The following is a 17,592-nucleotide window of genomic DNA, read 5'->3' on the forward strand; positions in this document are numbered from 1 at the left end:
ATAACGCTGTCAAGCGAAGGCAGGCGATGCGCCGATCGTTCAAAAGCTCACAGCGTGTCGATCACGCCGCCATCGACACGCAGCGATGCGCCCGTGGTGGCCGAGGCCAGCGGCGAGGCGATATAGACCACCATGGCGGCGACCTCATCCACGCTGGCCGCGCGCCCGATGATCGAGCTGCCGCGATGCGCCTTCACGAAATCAGCCGCCACCGCTTCCAGCGCCTGTCCGGTCGCGGCCTGCTGTTCCCTGAGCATGCCCGCCACACCTTCGGACAGTGTTGGCCCCGGCAGCACGGAATTGACCGTGACGCCCGTGCCCGCCATCCGCTTGGCCAGACCGCGCGCCACGGCGACATCGGCGGTCTTGCTGACCCCGTAGTGGATCATCTCGACAGGGATGTTGAAGGCGGATTCCGAACCCAGAAACACCACCCTGCCCCAGCCCCTGGCCGCCATGCCCGGCAGATAGGCGCGCGAGAGGCGCACGCCCGACATGACATTGACCGCCCAGTGCCGGTCCCACACCGCGTCATCGGCCTCGAAAAAGTCGATGGGCTGGAAGATGCCGGCATTGTTGATGAGGATGTCGCAGGTCGGCACCGCCGCGATCAGCGCCGCCGCGCCCTCTGCGGTGCCCAGATCGGCAACCACCGCGCTGATCTGCGCGCCCGGCACCTCTGCCGCCAATCTCTTGCGTGCGATGTCCAACTTGTCGGCGCTGCGTCCATTGAGCACCACGCCGGAACCAGCCTGCGCGAGGCCTTTGGCAATGGCAAAGCCAATGCCTTCGGTGGACCCGGTGACAATCGCCGTCTTACCGGAAAGATCGATCTTCATCTGCTTATCCTTCGCTTGAATGGGTCATGACCGCGCGCCGGATGCGCCCTTCACAGCAGAAAGCATCAAGGCGTGCGGTGTAGGTTCAATCCTGACGGGTCGGGATCGGACATAGGTGATGCCGCAAGAGAAAGCCCATGACGCCCGCTCCAAACCCGGCAGAGAGAACCGGATCCCTGGCGATATGACGGACACTGTCTTGCACGACGCTGCGCTCCCCCCGTCCCGCAGCGTTTGGAGCCCATCCCGCTCCGGCTGCATCCGCCCGGCTATTCGTTCCACCCCCAGCCGGGCGGGTGCTTCTTTTCAGAGGTTCTGCGGGAAGAGCGCGCGGCGGGTTTCCTCGTCGAAGTCAGCCTTCAAGGTCAGCGTCTCCTTCAGCGCGCGGGCACGCTCCGCGGCGGGGCGAGCGCTGATCTCCTCATGCAGGCGCTTCACATGCGGATAGGCCGCCAGGGGGTCCTCACCCAGAATATAGCCCGCAATGTTGGCCCAGCCCCACAGGGCGATGTCGGCGATGCTGTACTCGTCGCCCGCCAGATAGCGATGGCCGGCCAGCCGCTCATCGAGCACGCGGTAGTGGCGCTCGACTTCCTTGAGATAGCGGTTGCGGGCATAGGGAATGGCTTCGGGGGCGTGGTGGAGGAAATGCACCGCCTGACCCGAAAAGGGCGAGAGCCCCGTGCCGACAAACATCAGCCACGAAAGCGCCTGCGCCCGCGCCGCCGGATCGCTGGGCAGGAAGCGCCCGGTCTTTTCGGCGAGATAGAGCAGGATCGCCTGGCTGTCGAAGACGGTGGCATCGCCATCGACCAGCGCGGGCACCTTGGCATTGGGGTTGATGGCGCGAAAAGCCTCGCTGTGCTGCTCGCCCTTGAAGGTGTCCACCGCGATCAGTTCATAGGGCAGCCCCAGTTCTTCGAGCAGCAGCGCCGATTTCATCGGATTGGGCGAGGGATGGAAGTAGAATTTAAGCATGGTTACAGTCCTTTCTTCAGATTGAGAGGGAGGGTTCGCCAAAGCGGAAGCCCTGACGTCGGTCGGTCGTTCAATGGGGTGGTGATCAGATGGTCAGGTCGTCACGGCCATGGGGGCTGTCGAGGTCAAGCAGCGGCCCCACCGGCACAACGCCCGTCGGGTTGAGCGTGCGGTGGCTCTGATAATAATGCCGCTTGATATGGTCGAAATCGACGGTCCTGCCGATGGCCGGGCGCTGATAGAGGTCGCGCACAAAGGCCGACAGCGCCGGGTAATCCGCGATACGGCGGATGTTGCACTTGAAATGGCCGACATAGACGGCGTCGAAGCGGATCAGCGTGGTGAACAGGCGGATATCGGCCTCTGTCAGCCGCGCGCCGACCAGATAGCGTTGCCGGCCCAGAATCTCCTCAAGCCAATCGAGCGTTTCGAACAAGGGCCCGACGGCTTCCTCATAAGCCTGCTGGCTTGTGGCAAACCCGGCCTTGTAAACGCCGTTGTTGACCGTGTCATAGACGCGGGCATTGATGACATCGATCTCTCCGCGCAGGTCTTGCGGGTAATAATCGCCCGGCAAGGCACCGATGCCATCGAAGGCCGAGTTGAACATGCGGATGATCTCGGAGGACTCGTTGTTGACGATGCGCCCCGTCCGCTTGTCCCACAGCACCGGCACCGTGACGCGTCCGGTGTAGGCCGGGTCGGCCGCCGTGTAGACTTCATGCATGAAGCGCGCGTGATGGATCGGATCGGCCACGACGCCGGGCGCCGGATCGAAGGTCCAGCCGTTTTCGAGCATCAGCCAGTTGACCACCGAGACATCGATCATCCCCTCCAGCCCCTTGAGCGCCCGCAGGATCAGCGTGCGATGCGCCCATGGACAGGCAAGGCTGACATAGAGGTGGTAACGTCCCGCCTCGGCCTTGAAGCCGCCCTCGCCCGTCGGCCCCGGCGCGCCATCGGCGGTCACCCAGTTGCGGAAGGCGGCATCCTTGCGGACAAAGCGCCCACCGGTGGAAGCAGTGTCATACCAGGCATCGCGCCATTGGCCATCGACCAGCAAACCCATCGTCGTCACTCCTTATGGGCTCTGTGCCCGTTGACGCCGATGTGGACCTTCAGCCCTGCGCCATCAATGCGGGCAAATGCGATGATGCATTCCCAAATGCTGAATGATCGGCTAGATCTTGCGCAGCGCTTGAGAGTACCATCGGCCAGCCGAAAGGACCTTTGCCATCGATCGTCTGCGCGCCTTTGAGGTCTTCACCACCGTGGTCGCCAGAGGCGGCTTCGCCCGCGCCGCCGATGCTCTGGACACGTCGCCCGCCAACATCACCCGCTATGTCGCCGAGCTGGAGACGCATCTGGGCGTGCGCTTGCTCAACCGCACGTCGCGCCGCCTGTCGCTGACCGAGGCGGGCGAGGCCCTTTATGAGCGCGCCCGCGCCGTGATCGAGGATGTCGCCGAGGCCGAGGCCGCCGCCACCGCCGACAGCCGCAACCCGCGCGGCCGGCTGCGGATCAACGCACCGCTGGCCTTTGGCATCCGGCATCTGGCGCCGCTCTGGCCGCGCTTTCTGGCGCTTTATCCCGATGTGGAGCTGGACATCGATCTGACCGACCGCGTGGTCGATCTGGTCGAGGATGGCTATGATCTGGGCATCCGCATCTCACGCGGGGGCAGTCAGGCGCATGTCGCGCGCAAGCTGGCCACGTCGCGCAACATGCTCTGCGCCGCGCCGCGTTATCTGGAGCGCTTTGGCATACCGGTGAGCCCGGAGGATCTGCCGGGCCACCGCTGCCTCGTCTACACGCATGCGCCCGAGCCGGATGTCTGGACCTTGCTCGACGGCGAGGGCACGCCCCATCGCGTGCGCCTGCAACCCCATGTGCGCACCAACAGCGGCGACACCGCCCGCGCGCTGGCGCTGGCGGGAGAAGCGATCACCTGGCAGCCGATGTTCCTGATCGGCGAGGATGTGGCGCGGGGCGATCTGGTGCCGCTGCTGCCGGGCTGGCGCCTGCCCGATATCGATGTGCTGGCGCTCTATGCCAGCCGCCGCCATCTGTCGGCCAAGGTGCGGACCATGGTCGATTTTCTGGCGGAGGCGTTTCGGCACACGGAATGGTAGGTCAGGCGAGCGCTTCGGCGGGGCCGAAGAACTCGTGGTGGCGGCGCTCATCGGGCAGGCCCATCGCCGACAGGGTGCGATCGACAAAGCCCATGAAGGGCTTGGGGCCCAGCACATAGGCATCGGCCTCCACCGGCACCCAGGCGTGGAGATGGTCCTGCGTCGGGCGGCCCGAGGGCGCTCCTTGCGCGGCGCCTTCCTCATAGACGATATGGGCGGTGAAATGCGGGTGCTCGCGCGCCCAGTCATCGATGTCCGCGCCAAAGGCATGAACATCGGCATTGCGGGCATAGTGGATGAAGATCACCTCGCGCCCGCCTTCCACCAGCGCGGCTTCGGCCATGGCCAGCGTGGGGGTGATGCCCACGCCGCCGCTGATCAGCACCAGCGGCACGGTGCCCGGCTCCAGCACGAAGGCGCCGGCAGGCGGGAAAACGTCGATCACCGCGCCCTCCGGCAGGCTGTGCAGATGGTTCGAGACCACACCGCCCGGCTCGCGTTTGACGCTGATGCGCAGGGTGCGGCCGTTGCTGGCCTGAGACAGCGAATAGTTGCGGCGCACCTCCTTGCCGTCCACCGTCAGCCGCAGGCCCAGATACTGGCCGGGGCGATGCGCGATCACAGCGCCGCCATCGACAGGGGCCAGCGTGAAGGAGATGATCTCGGCGCTCTCCACCACCTTGCGCGCGATGCGGAAGGGCCGCGCGCCGCGCCAGCCGCCGGGCGCCTGTTCCAGCTTGTCATACTCCACCGCCTCGGCGCCCATCAGCAGGTTGGCCAATTGCCAATAGGCCGCGCCCCAGGCATCGATCACGTCATCCGTGGCGATCTGCGCGCCCAGCACCTCGCGGATGGCGCGCAGCAGGCAGGTGCCCACGATGGGATAATGCTCGGGCAGGATTTGCAGGGCGACATGCTTCTGGATGATCTGCCCGGCCAGCGTGCCCAGTGCGCCCAGCTCATCGATATGGCGGGCATACAACAGCACCGCATTCGCCAGAGCGCGCGGCTGCGTACCCCGCGACTGATGCGCCTGATTGAAGAGGGGGCGGACCTCCTCATATTCGGCGAGCATGATGGTGTAGAAATGGGTGGTCAGCGCCTCTCCCCCGGTTTCCAGCAGGGGGACGGTCGCTTTGACGATGGCGGTCTGTTCGGGTGTCAGCATGAGGCAAATCCTTTCAGGCATGAGGGCGCGCGCCTGAAAGCCAGACGGAAAGCGCCAGACATTGGGAGGAGTTCAGAGCGGGGAGGAGTTCAGACGGCGGAAGGCAGTCGGAAGAAGAGTGCCAGACCCAGGCTTTTGGCGATGCGGCGCGCCTTGGCCGTCACCGCGTCAGCATCGGCTGGCGAGAGCAGGGCTTTGGCGGTGTCCTGCCAATGGCCCAGCCAGAGGTCGAACATCTCGGGCGCGATGGCGTCGCGGTGGCGCAGATGGGCCGCCATGGGCTGGCCATGATAGCGACCGCTGCCCAGCATCACCGAGGACCAGAAGTCGGCCATGCGGGCCAGATGGGGTGGCCAGTCCTCGGGCGCGATCGCGCGGTCGAACACGGGGCCCAGCACATCGTCGCGGCGCAGACGGGCATAGAAAGCCTGCACCAGCCCGCTGAGCGCCTCATGGTCGAGCGCCGCGGTGGGAGGGGGATCGGGCGTCTTCATATTGCGACTCCAAATCATGCATCTAAAATGCTATATATCGACACGCGACATATCATGCAATAAAAATGCATCTTAAAGGAACCAGCCATGCGCCTCACCCGCTTTTCCGATTATGCCGTGCGCGTGATGCTGTATCTGGCCGCCCATGAAGATCGGCTTTGCTCGATCGGCGAGATCGCAAAAGCCTATGATATCTCGCAAAATCACCTGATGAAGGTGGTGAGCGACCTGGCGGGCCACGGCTATGTCCTGTCGCAGCGCGGGCGGAGCGGAGGCATCCGCCTGGCCACGCCGCCCGAACAGATCAACATCGGGCGCCTGATCCGCCATACCGAGGGCGAAATCGATCTGGTGGGCTGCGCCGATTGCCGCCTGCGGGGCGCCTGCACCCTGCCGGGGCCGCTCGATCTCGCGCTCGATGCGTTCTTCGCGGTGCTGGAACGCTATACGCTGGCCGATGTGATGGGAGACAAGGGCGCGGCGAGGCTGCTGGAACAACTCTCGGCCCGCGCCTGAGCTCGCCTCCTCAGGCCACCACGATCCGCAGCGGATCGGCGGCCTCCAGCACCTCGGCCCGGTCGGCGCGCGGCGGATATATCCATTCGGTGTTGATCTTGCGCTTCAGGGCCTTGGCGTCCTCGCCGCGCATCTTGACCTGCCGATCCCACCCTTCGGTATAGACCGCGCCCCACGGACCAAGATCAAGGCAGGTCACGTAAAATGGCTGCTCATAGGGGATAGGGTCCAGCCCCAGCAGATCGGCGGCGGCATTGTGCCCCGCCGAACGGCCCAGATTCATCGCATGCTGGCAGGCCATGGCGGCCAGATTGCCCTCATCGTCGGTTTCGGCGCGGGCCACATCGCCGGTGGCATAGATATGGGTCTGGCCGATCACCTTGAGGCTGCGGTCCACATGCAGCCGTCCGAAAGCATCGCGTTGCCCGGCGATCTGGCGCGTGAGAGGGTTCGCGCGGGCGCCCGCCGTCCACACCACCGTTTGGGCGGGGATGCGCGTGCCTGCCTGCGTGACGATGCCCTCTGCGTCGATCAGGGCCACGCCGTCGCCCAGATGCAGCTCCACCCCCAGCTCCGCCAGCGCCTCCTCGATGACCGGGCGCGGGCCGGCGCCCAGCTCCGGCCCGATCTGCTCGCTTTGCTCAACGACGACCACGCGCACATCGGCTTGCGGGCCCAACACGGCGCGCAGGCGATGGGGCATTTCGGCCGCCGTCTCGATGCCGGTAAAGCCGCCGCCGCCCACCACCACCGTGTTGCGCGCCGGGCTCTCGGGCAAGGCGTCCAGACGCAGCAAATGCGCCTCCAGAACGGCGGCCTCGTCGATCTGATCGACGCTGAAGGCATGTTCGGCCAGCCCCGGAATGGCAGGGCGATTGAGCGTGCTGCCCGCAGCCAGAATCAGCCGGTCGCAGCCCAGCATATGGACGTGACCGGCGGCATCGACATAGGTCACCGACTGGCCATCCTCGGCAATGGTCTGAACATGGCCCTGAACAAAGCGTACCCCCACCGCCGTGAAGATATCGAGCAAGGGCGCCCGCATCGAGGCGGCATTTTCCTCATACAGGCGCGGACGCACATGCAGATCGGGTTGAGGCGCGATCAGGGCGACCTCAAGGTCGCCTTCATGGCCAGTGAGGATCGTCAGTCGCGCCGCGCCAAGCGCACTCCACATGCCGGCGAAACCGGCACCGATCACCAGAATACGTTGAGTCATCTCAGGCTACCTCGCTCGAAGGAGATCGCGGCGCATGTCATGGCCCCGACCGGGTGAGCGCAGACATAGAGGGGCCGGCGAGGCAGATTCTTGCCTGGGCGGCGCATGCGTTGGACGTTCCTCTCGCACAATGCCGCGAGCCGCCTGCGAAACGAGCGAAGCGTTCAAGACGCCGGTCATGAGGTGCAACACAATGCAACACTCTGGTTTGACAGAGGTAATTTCGATGATGATGCACAATGATCCCGCCAGCGAGCCTGAACTGCGCTTCAACAACATGGCGCTGGCGGTGGGGGATCTGCGGGGGATGGTGTGGTGGTATCGCCGGGTTCTGGGGCTGCGCCTTGTTCGGCAGGGGCATTTCGACGGCGTGGGCGCCGACTACGCCTTTCTGGAAGGAGAAGGGTTCCGGCTGGAACTGGTGTCGCGCGCGCAAGGGCAGCATCAGCCGGTGGCCCGGACCCAGCCGCCGATGCACCTCAACGAGCTGGGCTGGAAGGCGCTGGTGCTCGAAACCGACGATCTGGACGCGCTGGAAACGCGGCTTTCAGCCAATGCGGTCGAATGCGTCTGGTCCCGCGCGCCGCTGACGGACCATCGCCACTCGACGATGATCCGCGATCCCGAGGGCAATCTCATTCACGTCTTCGGCCCCGAAATCGCCTGAGGCGACAAGATCGGCGCGCCTCACCCGCAGGCGCGCCGCCATGCTCCGGGGCTGGTGCCCATAAGGCGGGAAAAAACGCGGGTGAAATGGCTCTGGTCGGCAAAGCCGCAGATCAGGCTGACCTGCGAGAGCGGCAAGGCGTTGTCTGGCAACATCGTGCGCGCCAACTCCACGCGGCGGTGGGTCAGCCATTGATGCGGGGCAAGACCGGTCGTTTTGCGAAACGAGCGCGAAAACTGGCTGACCGACAGCCCGCATTCCTGCGCCAGCGCGGCCACCTGAATGTTGCCGGTGATGTTGGCATCCAGCATCTCTTTCGCGCGTCGCTCCTGCCAGGATGCCAGCCCGCCCTGATAGAGCGGCGAAGCCCCCGCCCGGTCGGCATGGGCCTGCACGAGCTGGCCGCACAGCGCCAGGATCAGGCTCTCGCAGAACAGGCGGCTGGCCTGCTGCCGCTGCCGCAGGGCAGGCTCCAGCAACAGGCCGAGTTCATACATCGTCCTGTCCGCGATCCCGCGCCCCGGTTCAAAGACGAAATCCCGCACCCGCCCCTGCCCCGCCTCATCGGTCAGCGTATCGAGCGCATTGCGGCCAAGATGGATGCACAGCGCCGAAAAGGCGCTTCGCAGATGCCAGCGGGTGGACCGGCGCAAATCGTGCGTGACGAAAGAGCCCGCCTGCACAGGCTGCGTCTCGATCCGCTCGCCGTCGATCCACAGGTCGCGATCGCCGCAAGGGCGCAAATGCAGGCCGAAAAGGAAGCCATCCTCGCAGGACATGGTCGCGGTCGGAGCATGGTCGGTCGCCTCGCTTTCCAGCAGGGTGACCGTGATGGCCGAGCGGCTCTGCCGCCCCGCCACCACGCTGGGTGCGCATTCCAGTCCGAAATGACGCCCCAAGACCCTGGCATCCAGTCCCCTGCTCATCCTTGCCTCCTGCGTGGCCCGCCGGAGCGATCCGGCACCTCCTGCCCGCATCAGAGCGCAAGGCCGACCGGCTTGCTTGTCGGTTTCAAGGCGATTTTGGCGAATTTCATCGCCGGCCGCGCCGCCCCCGATCCGCCTTGGCGAATACGATCGGAAAGCAGGCAGCACAAAGGGACAAAGCCTGTCCCGCTCAGCCCAGCGCCTTGCCGATCGAGCCGCCGCCATCGACATAAAGCGTCTGGCCGGTGATGTAGGCGGCATCGTCGGAAAGCAGGAAGCTGACCGCCGCGGCGATCTCGCGCGGCGCACCCAGCCGGCGCATGGGGATCAGCGAGAGGAACCGCTGCTCGGCCTCGCTGCCGGCGGGCGTGTTTTCACGAAACAGTTCGGTCTCGATCGGGCCGGGCGCGACGGCATTCACCGTGATGCCGGTCCCGGCAAGTTCCAGTCCCCATGTGCGCGTGAAGCTGTTCACCGCCGCCTTGGCCCCGGCATAGGCCGTGCGCCCGGCGATGCCCAGCACGGTCAGGCTGGAAAGATTGACCACCCGCCCCCAGCCCCGCTGCTTCATGCCCGGCAGCAAAGCCTGAACGGTGTGGATCACGGGATGGATGTTGACACGCAGAATGTCGTCGACATCGGCAAGATCGATGTCACCCACGGTATGCAGCCGCACCAGCCCCAGATTGTTGACCACACCATCGAAGGGATAGCGGGAGGCCAGTTCAACCAGCCCCTGCTGCGTAGCGGCGCTATCGCTCATATCGATCGAGACGAGATCGCCGGGGAAAGCAGGATCCTTGCCGCGCGCGATACCGACGACGTGATGCCCTCGGTCCGCAAGCATCTGCGCGGTGGCACGGCCGATGCCCTTGCTGGCACCAGTGACGAGAAAGGTACGGGAGGTCATGGGGGGTAACTCCTTCACGGAATATGGGAAGCGCCTGGAGCCATGACTTGGTCGGCAGACGCGGCTTCGCCCTGCCTCCCCCCTTGCGCCAGGTCTTGAATGTTCGTGCCCTGCGGCAGGGGACTTTCGCCGCATTCTAAGCGCGCCATCCCAAACACAGCAGGATCAGACAAAACCCGGCCCCTCAAATCCCGCACACCACCCGCGCAGGAGGGCCAATGATGCGCGGGATTTCAAGAAGATCACGGATTTTCACAGGCCTGCTTTGCGCAATGTCCGCGACCCCTTCGCCCGCGAAGGCGGAAGACCAACCTCCCGAGCTGATCGTCACCGCCCAACGCCGCGAGCAGCGGTTGCAGGACGTGGGGCTGGCCGTCTCCATCCTGACGGGTGACGATCTGGCCCGGCAAAGGGTGGAAAGCATCAACGATCTGGTCGCCCAGGTGCCCGGCCTGCAGGCCACGCCCTCGCCCAACGACACGCCGGTTTTTATCCTGCGCGGTGTGGGGTTCTATGAGACATCGGTGGCGGCCTATCCCGATGTCGCGGTCTATCTCGACCAGACGCCCTTGACGCTGCCGGCCTTCACCAAGCTGACCATGTTCGATCTGGACCGCGTGGAGGTCCTCAAAGGACCGCAGGGCACGCTGTTCGGCAACAATGCCACCGGCGGCGCCATCAACCTTGTCGCGGCGCGCCCGCAAAACGTGTTCGGGGCGCAGGTCAGCGCCACGGCAGGCCGCTTTGGCCGGGCGGAGCTTGACGGACATGTCACGGGACCGCTCACGCAGAATCTGACCGCGCGACTGGCCATCAAGGCGGTGGACACAGGCGACTGGCAGCGCAGCACCACGCGCCCCGACACGCTGGGCGCGACGCGTACAGCAGCGGGCAGACTGCTGCTGGACTGGCAGGCGTCGGACCGATTGAAGGTCTCGCTCGACCTCAACGGCTGGGTCGATCAGTCGGACCCGGAAGCGCCGCAACTGGCGCGCATGACCACCCCGGCCGATCTGCAGGCCGCCATCGGCGCCTCGGGCCCCACCGGGACAATCACGGCCGACTTTGCCCTGCTGCATGTTGCCCCCGCGCCCGCCAACCCGCGCGCCGCCGACTGGAACGCCGGCAACCGCCCCTTTGCCGACAACCGGCTGGCTCAGGCCGCGCTCACCACCAGCTGGGATGCCGGAACGGACCTGCGCCTCACCGCGATCACATCCTATGTCCATTACCGCATGCACAACGCCACCGAAGGCGACGGCACCGCCCTTGCCGATCTCGACATCGTGAGCGATCGGGCGCAAGCCAGCAGCTTCTTTCAGGAACTCCGCCTCTCCTCCATCGATGAGCATGACCGTCTGCGCTGGGTCGCGGGTGCGGGGCTGGACCGGACGCAGGTCTATGAGGCGGTCGATCTCGTCTTCCCCGCGGCATCCACCGGGTCGATCCAGGGCTTTTCCGCCGACACCTATGACTCCCACCAGACAATGAGCAACGAAGCGCTGTTTGCCAGCCTGGAGTATGACGTGCTGCCGCGCCTGACCCTGCATGGCGGGGCGCGCTACACATGGGCGCTGCGCCGCACCGTCAACGGCAGCTATCAGACGCCGGGCTATGTGGAGCCCTTTGCCGGATCGCCGGGCTTGACCGGCCTGATCAACACGCTGTGGAGCAGCGCACTGACCCCGCTGTTCTGCCCCGGACAGAGCTTCACCCTGATCCCGCCGGGCGGATCGGTGTCGGTGAACACCGCGACCTGTTCTGCCGGGCTCTATCGCGGCAGGCTTCCCGAAAGCAATCTGTCCTGGCGCGGGGGGATCGACCTGCATCTGTCCCGCGACTGGCTGGCCTATGCCAACATCGCCAAGGGCTGGAAAAACGGCAGTTATCCCACGATTTCAGCGCCTGTTTTCGACCAGTACCAGCCCGTCACGCAGGAATCGCTGCTCGCCTATGAGGCGGGCGTGAAGGGCAGGCTGGGCACACTGGCAACGCTGGAGGCCTCCGCCTTCTATGATGATTATCGCAACAAGCAGGTCCGCGCCAAGACAGTGAACCCCATCTTCGGCATCATCGATCAACTGGTGAACGTGCCCCGCTCACGCATTTTGGGAGCAGAAGCGCAGGCCACGATCCGTCCCGCCAAAGGATTGCGGATCGACCTGTCAGCCACCTGGCTGGACACGCGGATAGAGCAATATGACGGCATCATCGGCGACACGATGGTCAACGGCCTGCTCTATGCGGTGCGAGCCCCCTTTGCCGGGGCGGACCTGCCCTTTGCCCCCCATTGGCAGGCGCGCGCCGCCGTTGACTACAGCACGCGGCTCACCAGACGCCTGAGCGGCTTTGTGGGCGGCAGCCTTGCGGCCCAGACCGGCAGCTATGCCTCGCTGGTGGGCACCGCGCAGGATCGCGCCGACACCACCCTGCCCGGCCATGCGGTGCTGGATCTGCATGCCGGTGTGGAAACCGCGCAAGGCTGGCGCGTGACGCTATGGGGCAAGAATGTGGGCAACCGTTTCTATCTGACCAACGCCGGGCGCGCCTATGACACGATCATTCGCTATGCCGGGCGCCCGGCGGAATATGGGATCACCGTGACAAGAAGCTGGCGCTGACCTCAGGCGACGAGGATGGCAGGGTCGTCGATCAGATCGGCCATGCCGCCCGCCATGCCTTGCCGCTGCATCTCGGCGGCCAGAAAGTCATGCGGGAAACCACCCGGAATCGCGCCCGCCGCATCAAGCCGCGCCAGATGATCCGGCGACAGCGCCAGATCGGCGGCGGCCAGATTGGCGCGCAATTGCTCCACGGTGCGCGGGCCGATGATCGGCACAATCCCGCGCGCGCGCAGCCATGCCAGCGCCACCGCATCCGGCGTCGCCCCGGTTTCACCCGCCACGCCCAAAACGGCATCGACCACCGCCGCCTTTCGCGGATCGTCCTCACGATGAACGACATGGCCGAAGGTGGTGGCGCGCCCGTCCTCACCCCGCCGATACTTGCCCGTCAGCAGACCCCCGCCGAGGGGCGACCAGGCCGTGATCCCCATACCAAAGGCCCGTGCCATCGGCAGCAACTCGCGATCCGCACTGCGCTCGACCAGGCTGTATTCCACCTGCAGGCCGATCACCGGCGCCCAACCGCGCAATTCGGCCAAGGTCGCCGCGCGCGCCACACGCCACGCCGGGAAATCGGACAGGCCCGCGTAGACGATCTTTCCCGCGCGGATCAGATCATCGAGCCCGCGCATGATCTCGTCGCTCGAGGTCTGCCCATCGGCCATATGGGCCCAATAGAGGTCGATACGGTCGGTTTTCAGGCGACGCAGGCTCGCCTCCACCGACTGGACCATCGTGCGGCGGCTGTTCCCGGTGGTCGCGGCGTGACCGGGCCCGGCCCCCAGCGTGTATTTGCTGGCCAGCACCATCCTGTCGCGCCGTCCGGGCAGGAATTCGCCGATGATGGTTTCAGACTGGCCGAACTGATAGGAATCGGCGGTGTCGAGGAAATTGCCATCGGCATCCTCATAGGCATGCAGCAAGCGCAATGCATCCTGCGCCGGCGTGCCATATCCCCAGGCGTCGCCCAGCAGCGCTCCGCCCATGGCGATCTCCGACACGCGCAGCCCCGTGCCCCGGCCAAACAATGTGTAACGCATGTCAGTGCCCCCGCAGCGATGCCGGCGATGCACCCCGCATCTGCCGGAACACGCGCTCCATATGGTTCAGATCGGCAAAGCCGCTTTCAACCGCGATCTCGCCGAGATCCCGCCCGGTGTCCGCGATCATCGCGGTCGCCTGCTCGACCCGTTGGCCCAGCAGCCATTGATGCGGCATCATGCCCGTGGAGCGGGCAAAGGCGCGCCGGAAAGCCGTCAGCCCCATGCCGCAGGCCTTCGCCAGCTCCTCCATCCCCACATGCCCGGCCAGATTGACCCGCAGCATATCCTTGACGGCACGCTCCTGCGCGGTGGACAGGCTGCCGGTGTCTTCCGCGCGAAAGCTGGAGCGCGTGGTCCCGTAGACCCGCACCAGATGGGAAGCCAGGCCAAGGATCACATGATCGATGAAGAGCTGCGTCACCTCATGCGGACGGTTGAAGGCCGGTTCCAGCGAGGAGCCCAGCGCGGCGATGATGCTGTCCTCCACCCCATGTCCGGGGTCGGCCTCCAGCGCCTCGACGGGAGGCATCCCGTCCTGCTCGGCCAGCCGGTTCAGCGTCTGGCGCGGCAGATAGAAATGCATGTTGCGAAAGGGGCTGACGCTGTTGACCACCGGCATGCTGCGCAGATCGTAAATGCAGGTCGCCCCCGCATGCAGCGCGCCGGTCGCCTGAGGCACCCCGTCCAGCCACAAGTCATGGGCCGGACATTCGCGCAATTGCAGCGTCGCCAGAAAGGCGTCCTCGCAAGGCAGAGGCGCGGTCAGCCCATTGTTGCTCCGGTCGCAGCGGATGAGCGTGACGCCGATCGCCTGATGCGACAGGCGCCGCGTGACCAGCGCGGGAACCTCATTCATGCCAAAACTCTCGGCCAGCCGGGCGCCATAGGCGCCTTCCGGCTCCGTTCCGGCCTGTGTCGGGATCGTTCGCCTATGGCTCATTGGCTGTCTCGATTTCGCGGGAGCGGCGCCACTGGCCGGGGCTGACCCCGACCAGACGAGAGAAGACCCTGGTAAAATGGCTCTGGTCGGCAAAACCTGAGGAAAGGGCGATCTCGGAAAGCGGAAGGCGGCGATCATGCATCAGAAGCTTGGCGCTCTCGACCCGGCGGTGAAGCAGCCATTGATGCGGAGCCATGCCGGTGCTCTCCCGAAAGGCCCGCGAGAAATGGCTGATCGACAGGCCGCATTCGGCCGCCACTTCGCGGATCGCCACCTCGCCGTCGAGGTTCGCCTCAAGCATCGCGCAGGCCCGGCGCTCCTGCCATGCGGCCAGCCCGCCCTTGATCCGTTGCGGGGTGGACCACAGTCCACCGTAAGTCTGGGTGACATGGGTGGCGATGGCGAAGGTCACATGGTCCATGAACAGGCGACTGACCTGCTCGGGCCGGTCGAAAGCGGCCAGCAGCGAGGTGCCCAGATTGCGCACCACCTCATCGACCATCCCCACGCCGGGCTCATAACGCAGCTCGGAGATGCGCGGAGCCTGCGCCTCGTCGGCGATGGCGTCCAGCGCCTTGCGCGGGAGGTAGAAGTGGATGGAATGGAAAGGCTTGTTGATGAAGAAACGCGGATCGCGCTTCAGATCGTAGAGCAGGATTTCGCCCGCCTTGACGTCGCGGCGCGGATGTTGGCGCGATCCCTCCCAATAATCGTGCTCGGGATAGTCACGCAGTTGCAGGCCCATCAGATAGGCGTCCTCCACCGGGATGCTTCCGGAAATTCCATTCTCGGGTTTGTCCGAACGGCATTCGGTGACGGCAATGTCGGCCTTGCGCAGGACCCGCGTGATGAGCGCGGGCGCCTCCTCCATTCGCATGGCCTCAAGGAGGCGCTGCCCATATGCCCCTTCGCTGCGCGTTCCCACGTGTCCCCCCTTCTGCATCACCCACGGGTTGCAGCGATACTCTGCCGAATGTGGCGGGTCACCGACAAGCCGGAAAGTAGATCATGAGCGAAGTCGTGGCAAACATCCGTAACAGCCGGGATGCGTTTGCAGCAGGATTCGCCAAAAGAGCGAAATGTACCATGCCCAATTGCGCATGCGCCCAAGAGCCTGCCGCTGCGCGCGAAAAGCCAGGCGATAGCTTCCAATTGGCAATGGCAGAGCAGCCCATGCAATCGATGATGCATGAATAGACGGCGGCAGTGGTAGAAAAAGCAAGAACTTGTCCTGCCCTTTTCGCCCTGCCGCCATCCCGGTATCAAACGGCGCTGGCAGCTTGCGGCACGGCTCGGAAGCTGATCGCCATGCGGTTGTAGGTGTTCATCAGGCCGATGGCGATGGTCAGATCGGCCAGCTCCCTTGCGGCGAACACGGCTGCCGCAGCCTCATAGGCCGCGTCGGGCACATGGGTCTGGGCCACCTGGGTCACGGTCTCGGCCCAGGCCAGCGCCGCCTGTTCGCGCGCATCGAAGAGCGCCCCTGCCTCGCGCCATGCGGGCACCAGCACCAGCTTTTCCACCGAAACGCCGTCCTTGAGCAGGTCCCGGCTGTGCATGTCGATGCAGAAGGCGCAGCCATTGATCTGACTGACGCGCAGATAGACCAGATCGACCAGCCCCTTGGGCAATCCGCTGGTCATGATGTAGCCATAAACACTGCCCAGCGCCTGCATGCCCTGAGGGGTCGCCGCATTGTGGTCAATTCTCTTGGTCACAGCTCTTCTCCTTGGTGAAACGGGGCGGTGCATGGACCGCCCCCGTGGATGTCAGATGTTGCTCATGCCGCCATCGATGATCAGCTCAGCGCCGACGGTGTAGCGGCTCTCGTCCGAAGCAAGATGGACCACCGCATCGGCAATCTCGACCGGATCGCCAAAGCGCCCGGCGGGGATCGCGCCGATCAGATAGTCCTTCATGCCCGCCAGTTGCGCGTCAGACAGGCCCAGCTTGCTGTAGATCGGCGTGGTGACCGGACCGGGGCTGATCGTGTTGACGCGGATGCCGCGCCCGATCAGCTCGCCCGACAGCGTGCGCGCCATCGAGATCAGCGCGGCCTTCGATGCGGCATAGACGATGGAATTGGGCTTGCCGAGCCGGGCGTTGATCGAGCCGTTGAGCACGATGGAGGCCGGGTTCGACAGGATCGGCAGCAGCGCCTGCACCAGCAGCAACGGGCCCTTCACATTGGTGGCGAAGGTGCGGTCGATGCCCTCCTCGTCCCAACCTTCCAGCGGGCGGAAATCGGCCACGCCGGCGTTGAGGAACACCGCATCCAGATGGCCGAAGGCATCGCGCAGGGCGGTGGCCACGGCGGCTTGCGCGGCGGCGTCGCCGGCATCGGCCTGAATGGTCAGCACATCGCCCAGCGCGGCCTTGGCGGCGGCCAGCTTGTCGGCGCTGGTGCCGGTGATGGCGACGCGGGCGCCTTCCTCGATGAAGCGGCGGGCGGTGGCAAGGCCGATGCCGCTGGTGCCCCCGGTGATCAGGGCGGTCTTGTCGGCAAGGCGGAGAGAACGGGTCATGGCAATCATCCTTCGCAAGAGCGTCGGCGCACCATCGCGTCGGCGTTGATTGCGGTGTAGGCGCCTCATCAATGTTGATCGATGGAGCAGATGTTGATCTTCCATTCAGGAAAGATGAATGATCAACCCGCCATCCAGATCGCCAGAACCCCCAATCCGACCGCGGCAGCATCCTCCAGACATGCGGCGGGGCGATCACTGCCAAAGGACATGGCCATTCTTCCTCGACATGAAGCGCCGCCAAGCGTGCCCAGCACCGCCCCGGCCGCTCCCAGAGCCAGACCCGCCGGCCAGGAACCGCCTGTTGCGCCCAGCGTCGCTCCCGACAGCCCACCCATGATGATGCGGGCCGTAAACTGCACCGGCACTTTGCGGCTGGGTGTGGTGGGCAGTTGGTCGGTCACCCACTCCCCCAGCGCGGCGGCGAGCAGCACCCATGGGGTCCAGCGATAGGCCATGAAGGCGGGCCAGCCCGTGACCGGGGCAATCCCTGCGCGGGCCGCCGCCCAACTGACGATGGCGGGCGCGGTCATGGCGCGCAATCCCGCGACAAGACCGATCAGGAAAGAGGCGAGAAGGAGCGACATACAGCATTCTCCCGGATCAACGTG

Annotated in this window: 19 protein-coding genes; 5 read left to right on the forward strand and 14 right to left on the reverse strand. The window is 65.4% G+C overall.

Going from position 1 to position 17,592, the window contains the following annotated elements; translation table 11 throughout:
• Positions 1–47: 47 nt before the first annotated feature.
• From ABDW49_RS14375 to ABDW49_RS14385, 3 genes are all read right to left on the reverse strand, one after another.
• Entirely contained in the window at positions 48–839 is a 792-nt protein-coding gene (locus ABDW49_RS14375) for an SDR family NAD(P)-dependent oxidoreductase (RefSeq protein WP_343612702.1), read from the reverse strand.
• 306 nt (positions 840–1,145) lie between these two features.
• The gene (locus ABDW49_RS14380; protein WP_343612703.1) at positions 1,146–1,817 is read right to left on the reverse strand and encodes a glutathione S-transferase N-terminal domain-containing protein; all 672 of its coding nucleotides are present in this window, start codon (positions 1,815–1,817) and stop codon (positions 1,146–1,148) included.
• A gap of 85 nt (positions 1,818–1,902) precedes the next feature.
• Positions 1,903–2,886: a glutathione S-transferase family protein gene (locus tag ABDW49_RS14385; RefSeq protein ID WP_343612704.1), complete on the reverse strand. Its 984-nt coding sequence runs from the start codon at positions 2,884–2,886 to the stop codon at positions 1,903–1,905.
• Between the two features lie 175 nt (positions 2,887–3,061).
• Between ABDW49_RS14385 and ABDW49_RS14390 the strand changes: the two genes are divergently transcribed.
• On the forward strand, positions 3,062–3,949 hold the full coding sequence (locus tag ABDW49_RS14390) for a LysR family transcriptional regulator (RefSeq protein ID WP_343614301.1): 888 nt from the start codon (positions 3,062–3,064) through the stop codon (positions 3,947–3,949).
• 1 nt (position 3,950) lies between these two features.
• Here the strand turns inward: ABDW49_RS14390 and hmpA are convergent, their stop codons facing one another.
• Both hmpA and ABDW49_RS14400 read right to left on the reverse strand, forming a co-directional pair.
• Positions 3,951–5,117 (reverse strand): NO-inducible flavohemoprotein, encoded by a 1,167-nt coding sequence (hmpA, locus tag ABDW49_RS14395; protein WP_343612705.1) that lies wholly within the window; start codon positions 5,115–5,117, stop codon positions 3,951–3,953.
• 89 nt (positions 5,118–5,206) lie between these two features.
• Positions 5,207–5,611: a group III truncated hemoglobin gene (locus ABDW49_RS14400; protein WP_343612706.1), complete on the reverse strand. Its 405-nt coding sequence runs from the start codon at positions 5,609–5,611 to the stop codon at positions 5,207–5,209.
• Between the two features lie 87 nt (positions 5,612–5,698).
• On the opposite strand from ABDW49_RS14400, the gene ABDW49_RS14405 reads away from it, so the two are divergent.
• Positions 5,699–6,127 (forward strand): Rrf2 family transcriptional regulator, encoded by a 429-nt coding sequence (locus ABDW49_RS14405; RefSeq protein WP_343612707.1) that lies wholly within the window; start codon positions 5,699–5,701, stop codon positions 6,125–6,127.
• A 10-nt stretch (positions 6,128–6,137) separates the two neighbouring features.
• Here ABDW49_RS14405 and ABDW49_RS14410 read toward each other — a convergent pair whose 3' ends face one another.
• A complete protein-coding gene (locus ABDW49_RS14410; RefSeq protein WP_343612708.1) occupies positions 6,138–7,346 on the reverse strand; it encodes an FAD-dependent oxidoreductase in 1,209 nt (402 codons plus the stop codon).
• A gap of 226 nt (positions 7,347–7,572) precedes the next feature.
• Here ABDW49_RS14410 and ABDW49_RS14415 point away from each other — a divergent pair, with 226 nt between their 5' ends.
• A complete protein-coding gene (locus ABDW49_RS14415) occupies positions 7,573–8,013 on the forward strand; it encodes a VOC family protein (protein WP_343612709.1) in 441 nt (146 codons plus the stop codon).
• A gap of 20 nt (positions 8,014–8,033) precedes the next feature.
• Here the strand turns inward: ABDW49_RS14415 and ABDW49_RS14420 are convergent, their stop codons facing one another.
• Together ABDW49_RS14420 and ABDW49_RS14425 are read right to left on the reverse strand one after the other, a co-directional pair.
• Positions 8,034–8,939 carry an AraC family transcriptional regulator gene (locus tag ABDW49_RS14420; protein ID WP_343612710.1) on the reverse strand — a complete coding sequence of 302 codons (906 nt, stop codon included), beginning with the start codon at positions 8,937–8,939 and terminating at the stop codon, positions 8,034–8,036.
• 190 nt (positions 8,940–9,129) lie between these two features.
• Positions 9,130–9,849 (reverse strand): SDR family oxidoreductase, encoded by a 720-nt coding sequence (locus tag ABDW49_RS14425; protein WP_343612711.1) that lies wholly within the window; start codon positions 9,847–9,849, stop codon positions 9,130–9,132.
• Between the two features lie 272 nt (positions 9,850–10,121).
• Here ABDW49_RS14425 and ABDW49_RS14430 point away from each other — a divergent pair, with 272 nt between their 5' ends.
• Positions 10,122–12,470 carry a TonB-dependent receptor gene (locus ABDW49_RS14430; RefSeq protein WP_343612712.1) on the forward strand — a complete coding sequence of 783 codons (2,349 nt, stop codon included), beginning with the start codon at positions 10,122–10,124 and terminating at the stop codon, positions 12,468–12,470.
• Positions 12,471–12,472: 2 nt separating this feature from the next.
• Here the strand turns inward: ABDW49_RS14430 and ABDW49_RS14435 are convergent, their stop codons facing one another.
• The 3 genes from ABDW49_RS14435 to ABDW49_RS14445 are packed head-to-tail and all read right to left on the reverse strand — an operon-like array spanning position 12,473 to position 15,327.
• On the reverse strand, positions 12,473–13,513 hold the full coding sequence (locus ABDW49_RS14435) for an aldo/keto reductase (protein WP_343612713.1): 1,041 nt from the start codon (positions 13,511–13,513) through the stop codon (positions 12,473–12,475).
• Position 13,514: 1 nt separating this feature from the next.
• Positions 13,515–14,456: an AraC family transcriptional regulator gene (locus ABDW49_RS14440; protein ID WP_343612714.1), complete on the reverse strand. Its 942-nt coding sequence runs from the start codon at positions 14,454–14,456 to the stop codon at positions 13,515–13,517.
• On the reverse strand, positions 14,446–15,327 hold the full coding sequence (locus tag ABDW49_RS14445) for an AraC family transcriptional regulator (protein WP_343612715.1): 882 nt from the start codon (positions 15,325–15,327) through the stop codon (positions 14,446–14,448). Before ABDW49_RS14445 ends, ABDW49_RS14440 begins: the two co-directional genes overlap by 11 nt.
• A 137-nt stretch (positions 15,328–15,464) precedes the next feature.
• On the opposite strand from ABDW49_RS14445, the gene ABDW49_RS14450 reads away from it, so the two are divergent.
• The gene (locus ABDW49_RS14450; protein WP_343612716.1) at positions 15,465–15,653 is read left to right on the forward strand and encodes a hypothetical protein; all 189 of its coding nucleotides are present in this window, start codon (positions 15,465–15,467) and stop codon (positions 15,651–15,653) included.
• Positions 15,654–15,718: 65 nt separating this feature from the next.
• Here the strand turns inward: ABDW49_RS14450 and ABDW49_RS14455 are convergent, their stop codons facing one another.
• From ABDW49_RS14455 to ABDW49_RS14465, 3 genes are all read right to left on the reverse strand, one after another.
• A complete protein-coding gene (locus tag ABDW49_RS14455) occupies positions 15,719–16,174 on the reverse strand; it encodes a carboxymuconolactone decarboxylase family protein (RefSeq protein ID WP_343612717.1) in 456 nt (151 codons plus the stop codon).
• 51 nt (positions 16,175–16,225) lie between these two features.
• Positions 16,226–16,981, reverse strand: a complete 756-nt coding sequence (locus tag ABDW49_RS14460; protein WP_343612718.1) for an SDR family oxidoreductase — start codon at positions 16,979–16,981, stop codon at positions 16,226–16,228.
• 122 nt (positions 16,982–17,103) lie between these two features.
• Complete coding sequence (locus tag ABDW49_RS14465; RefSeq protein ID WP_343612719.1) at positions 17,104–17,568, reverse strand: DUF4126 domain-containing protein; 465 nt, start codon at positions 17,566–17,568, stop codon at positions 17,104–17,106.
• Positions 17,569–17,592 lie beyond the last annotated feature (24 nt).

The sequence above is a fragment of the Novosphingobium sp. genome (genome assembly GCF_039595395.1).
Classification (GTDB): domain Bacteria; phylum Pseudomonadota; class Alphaproteobacteria; order Sphingomonadales; family Sphingomonadaceae; genus Novosphingobium.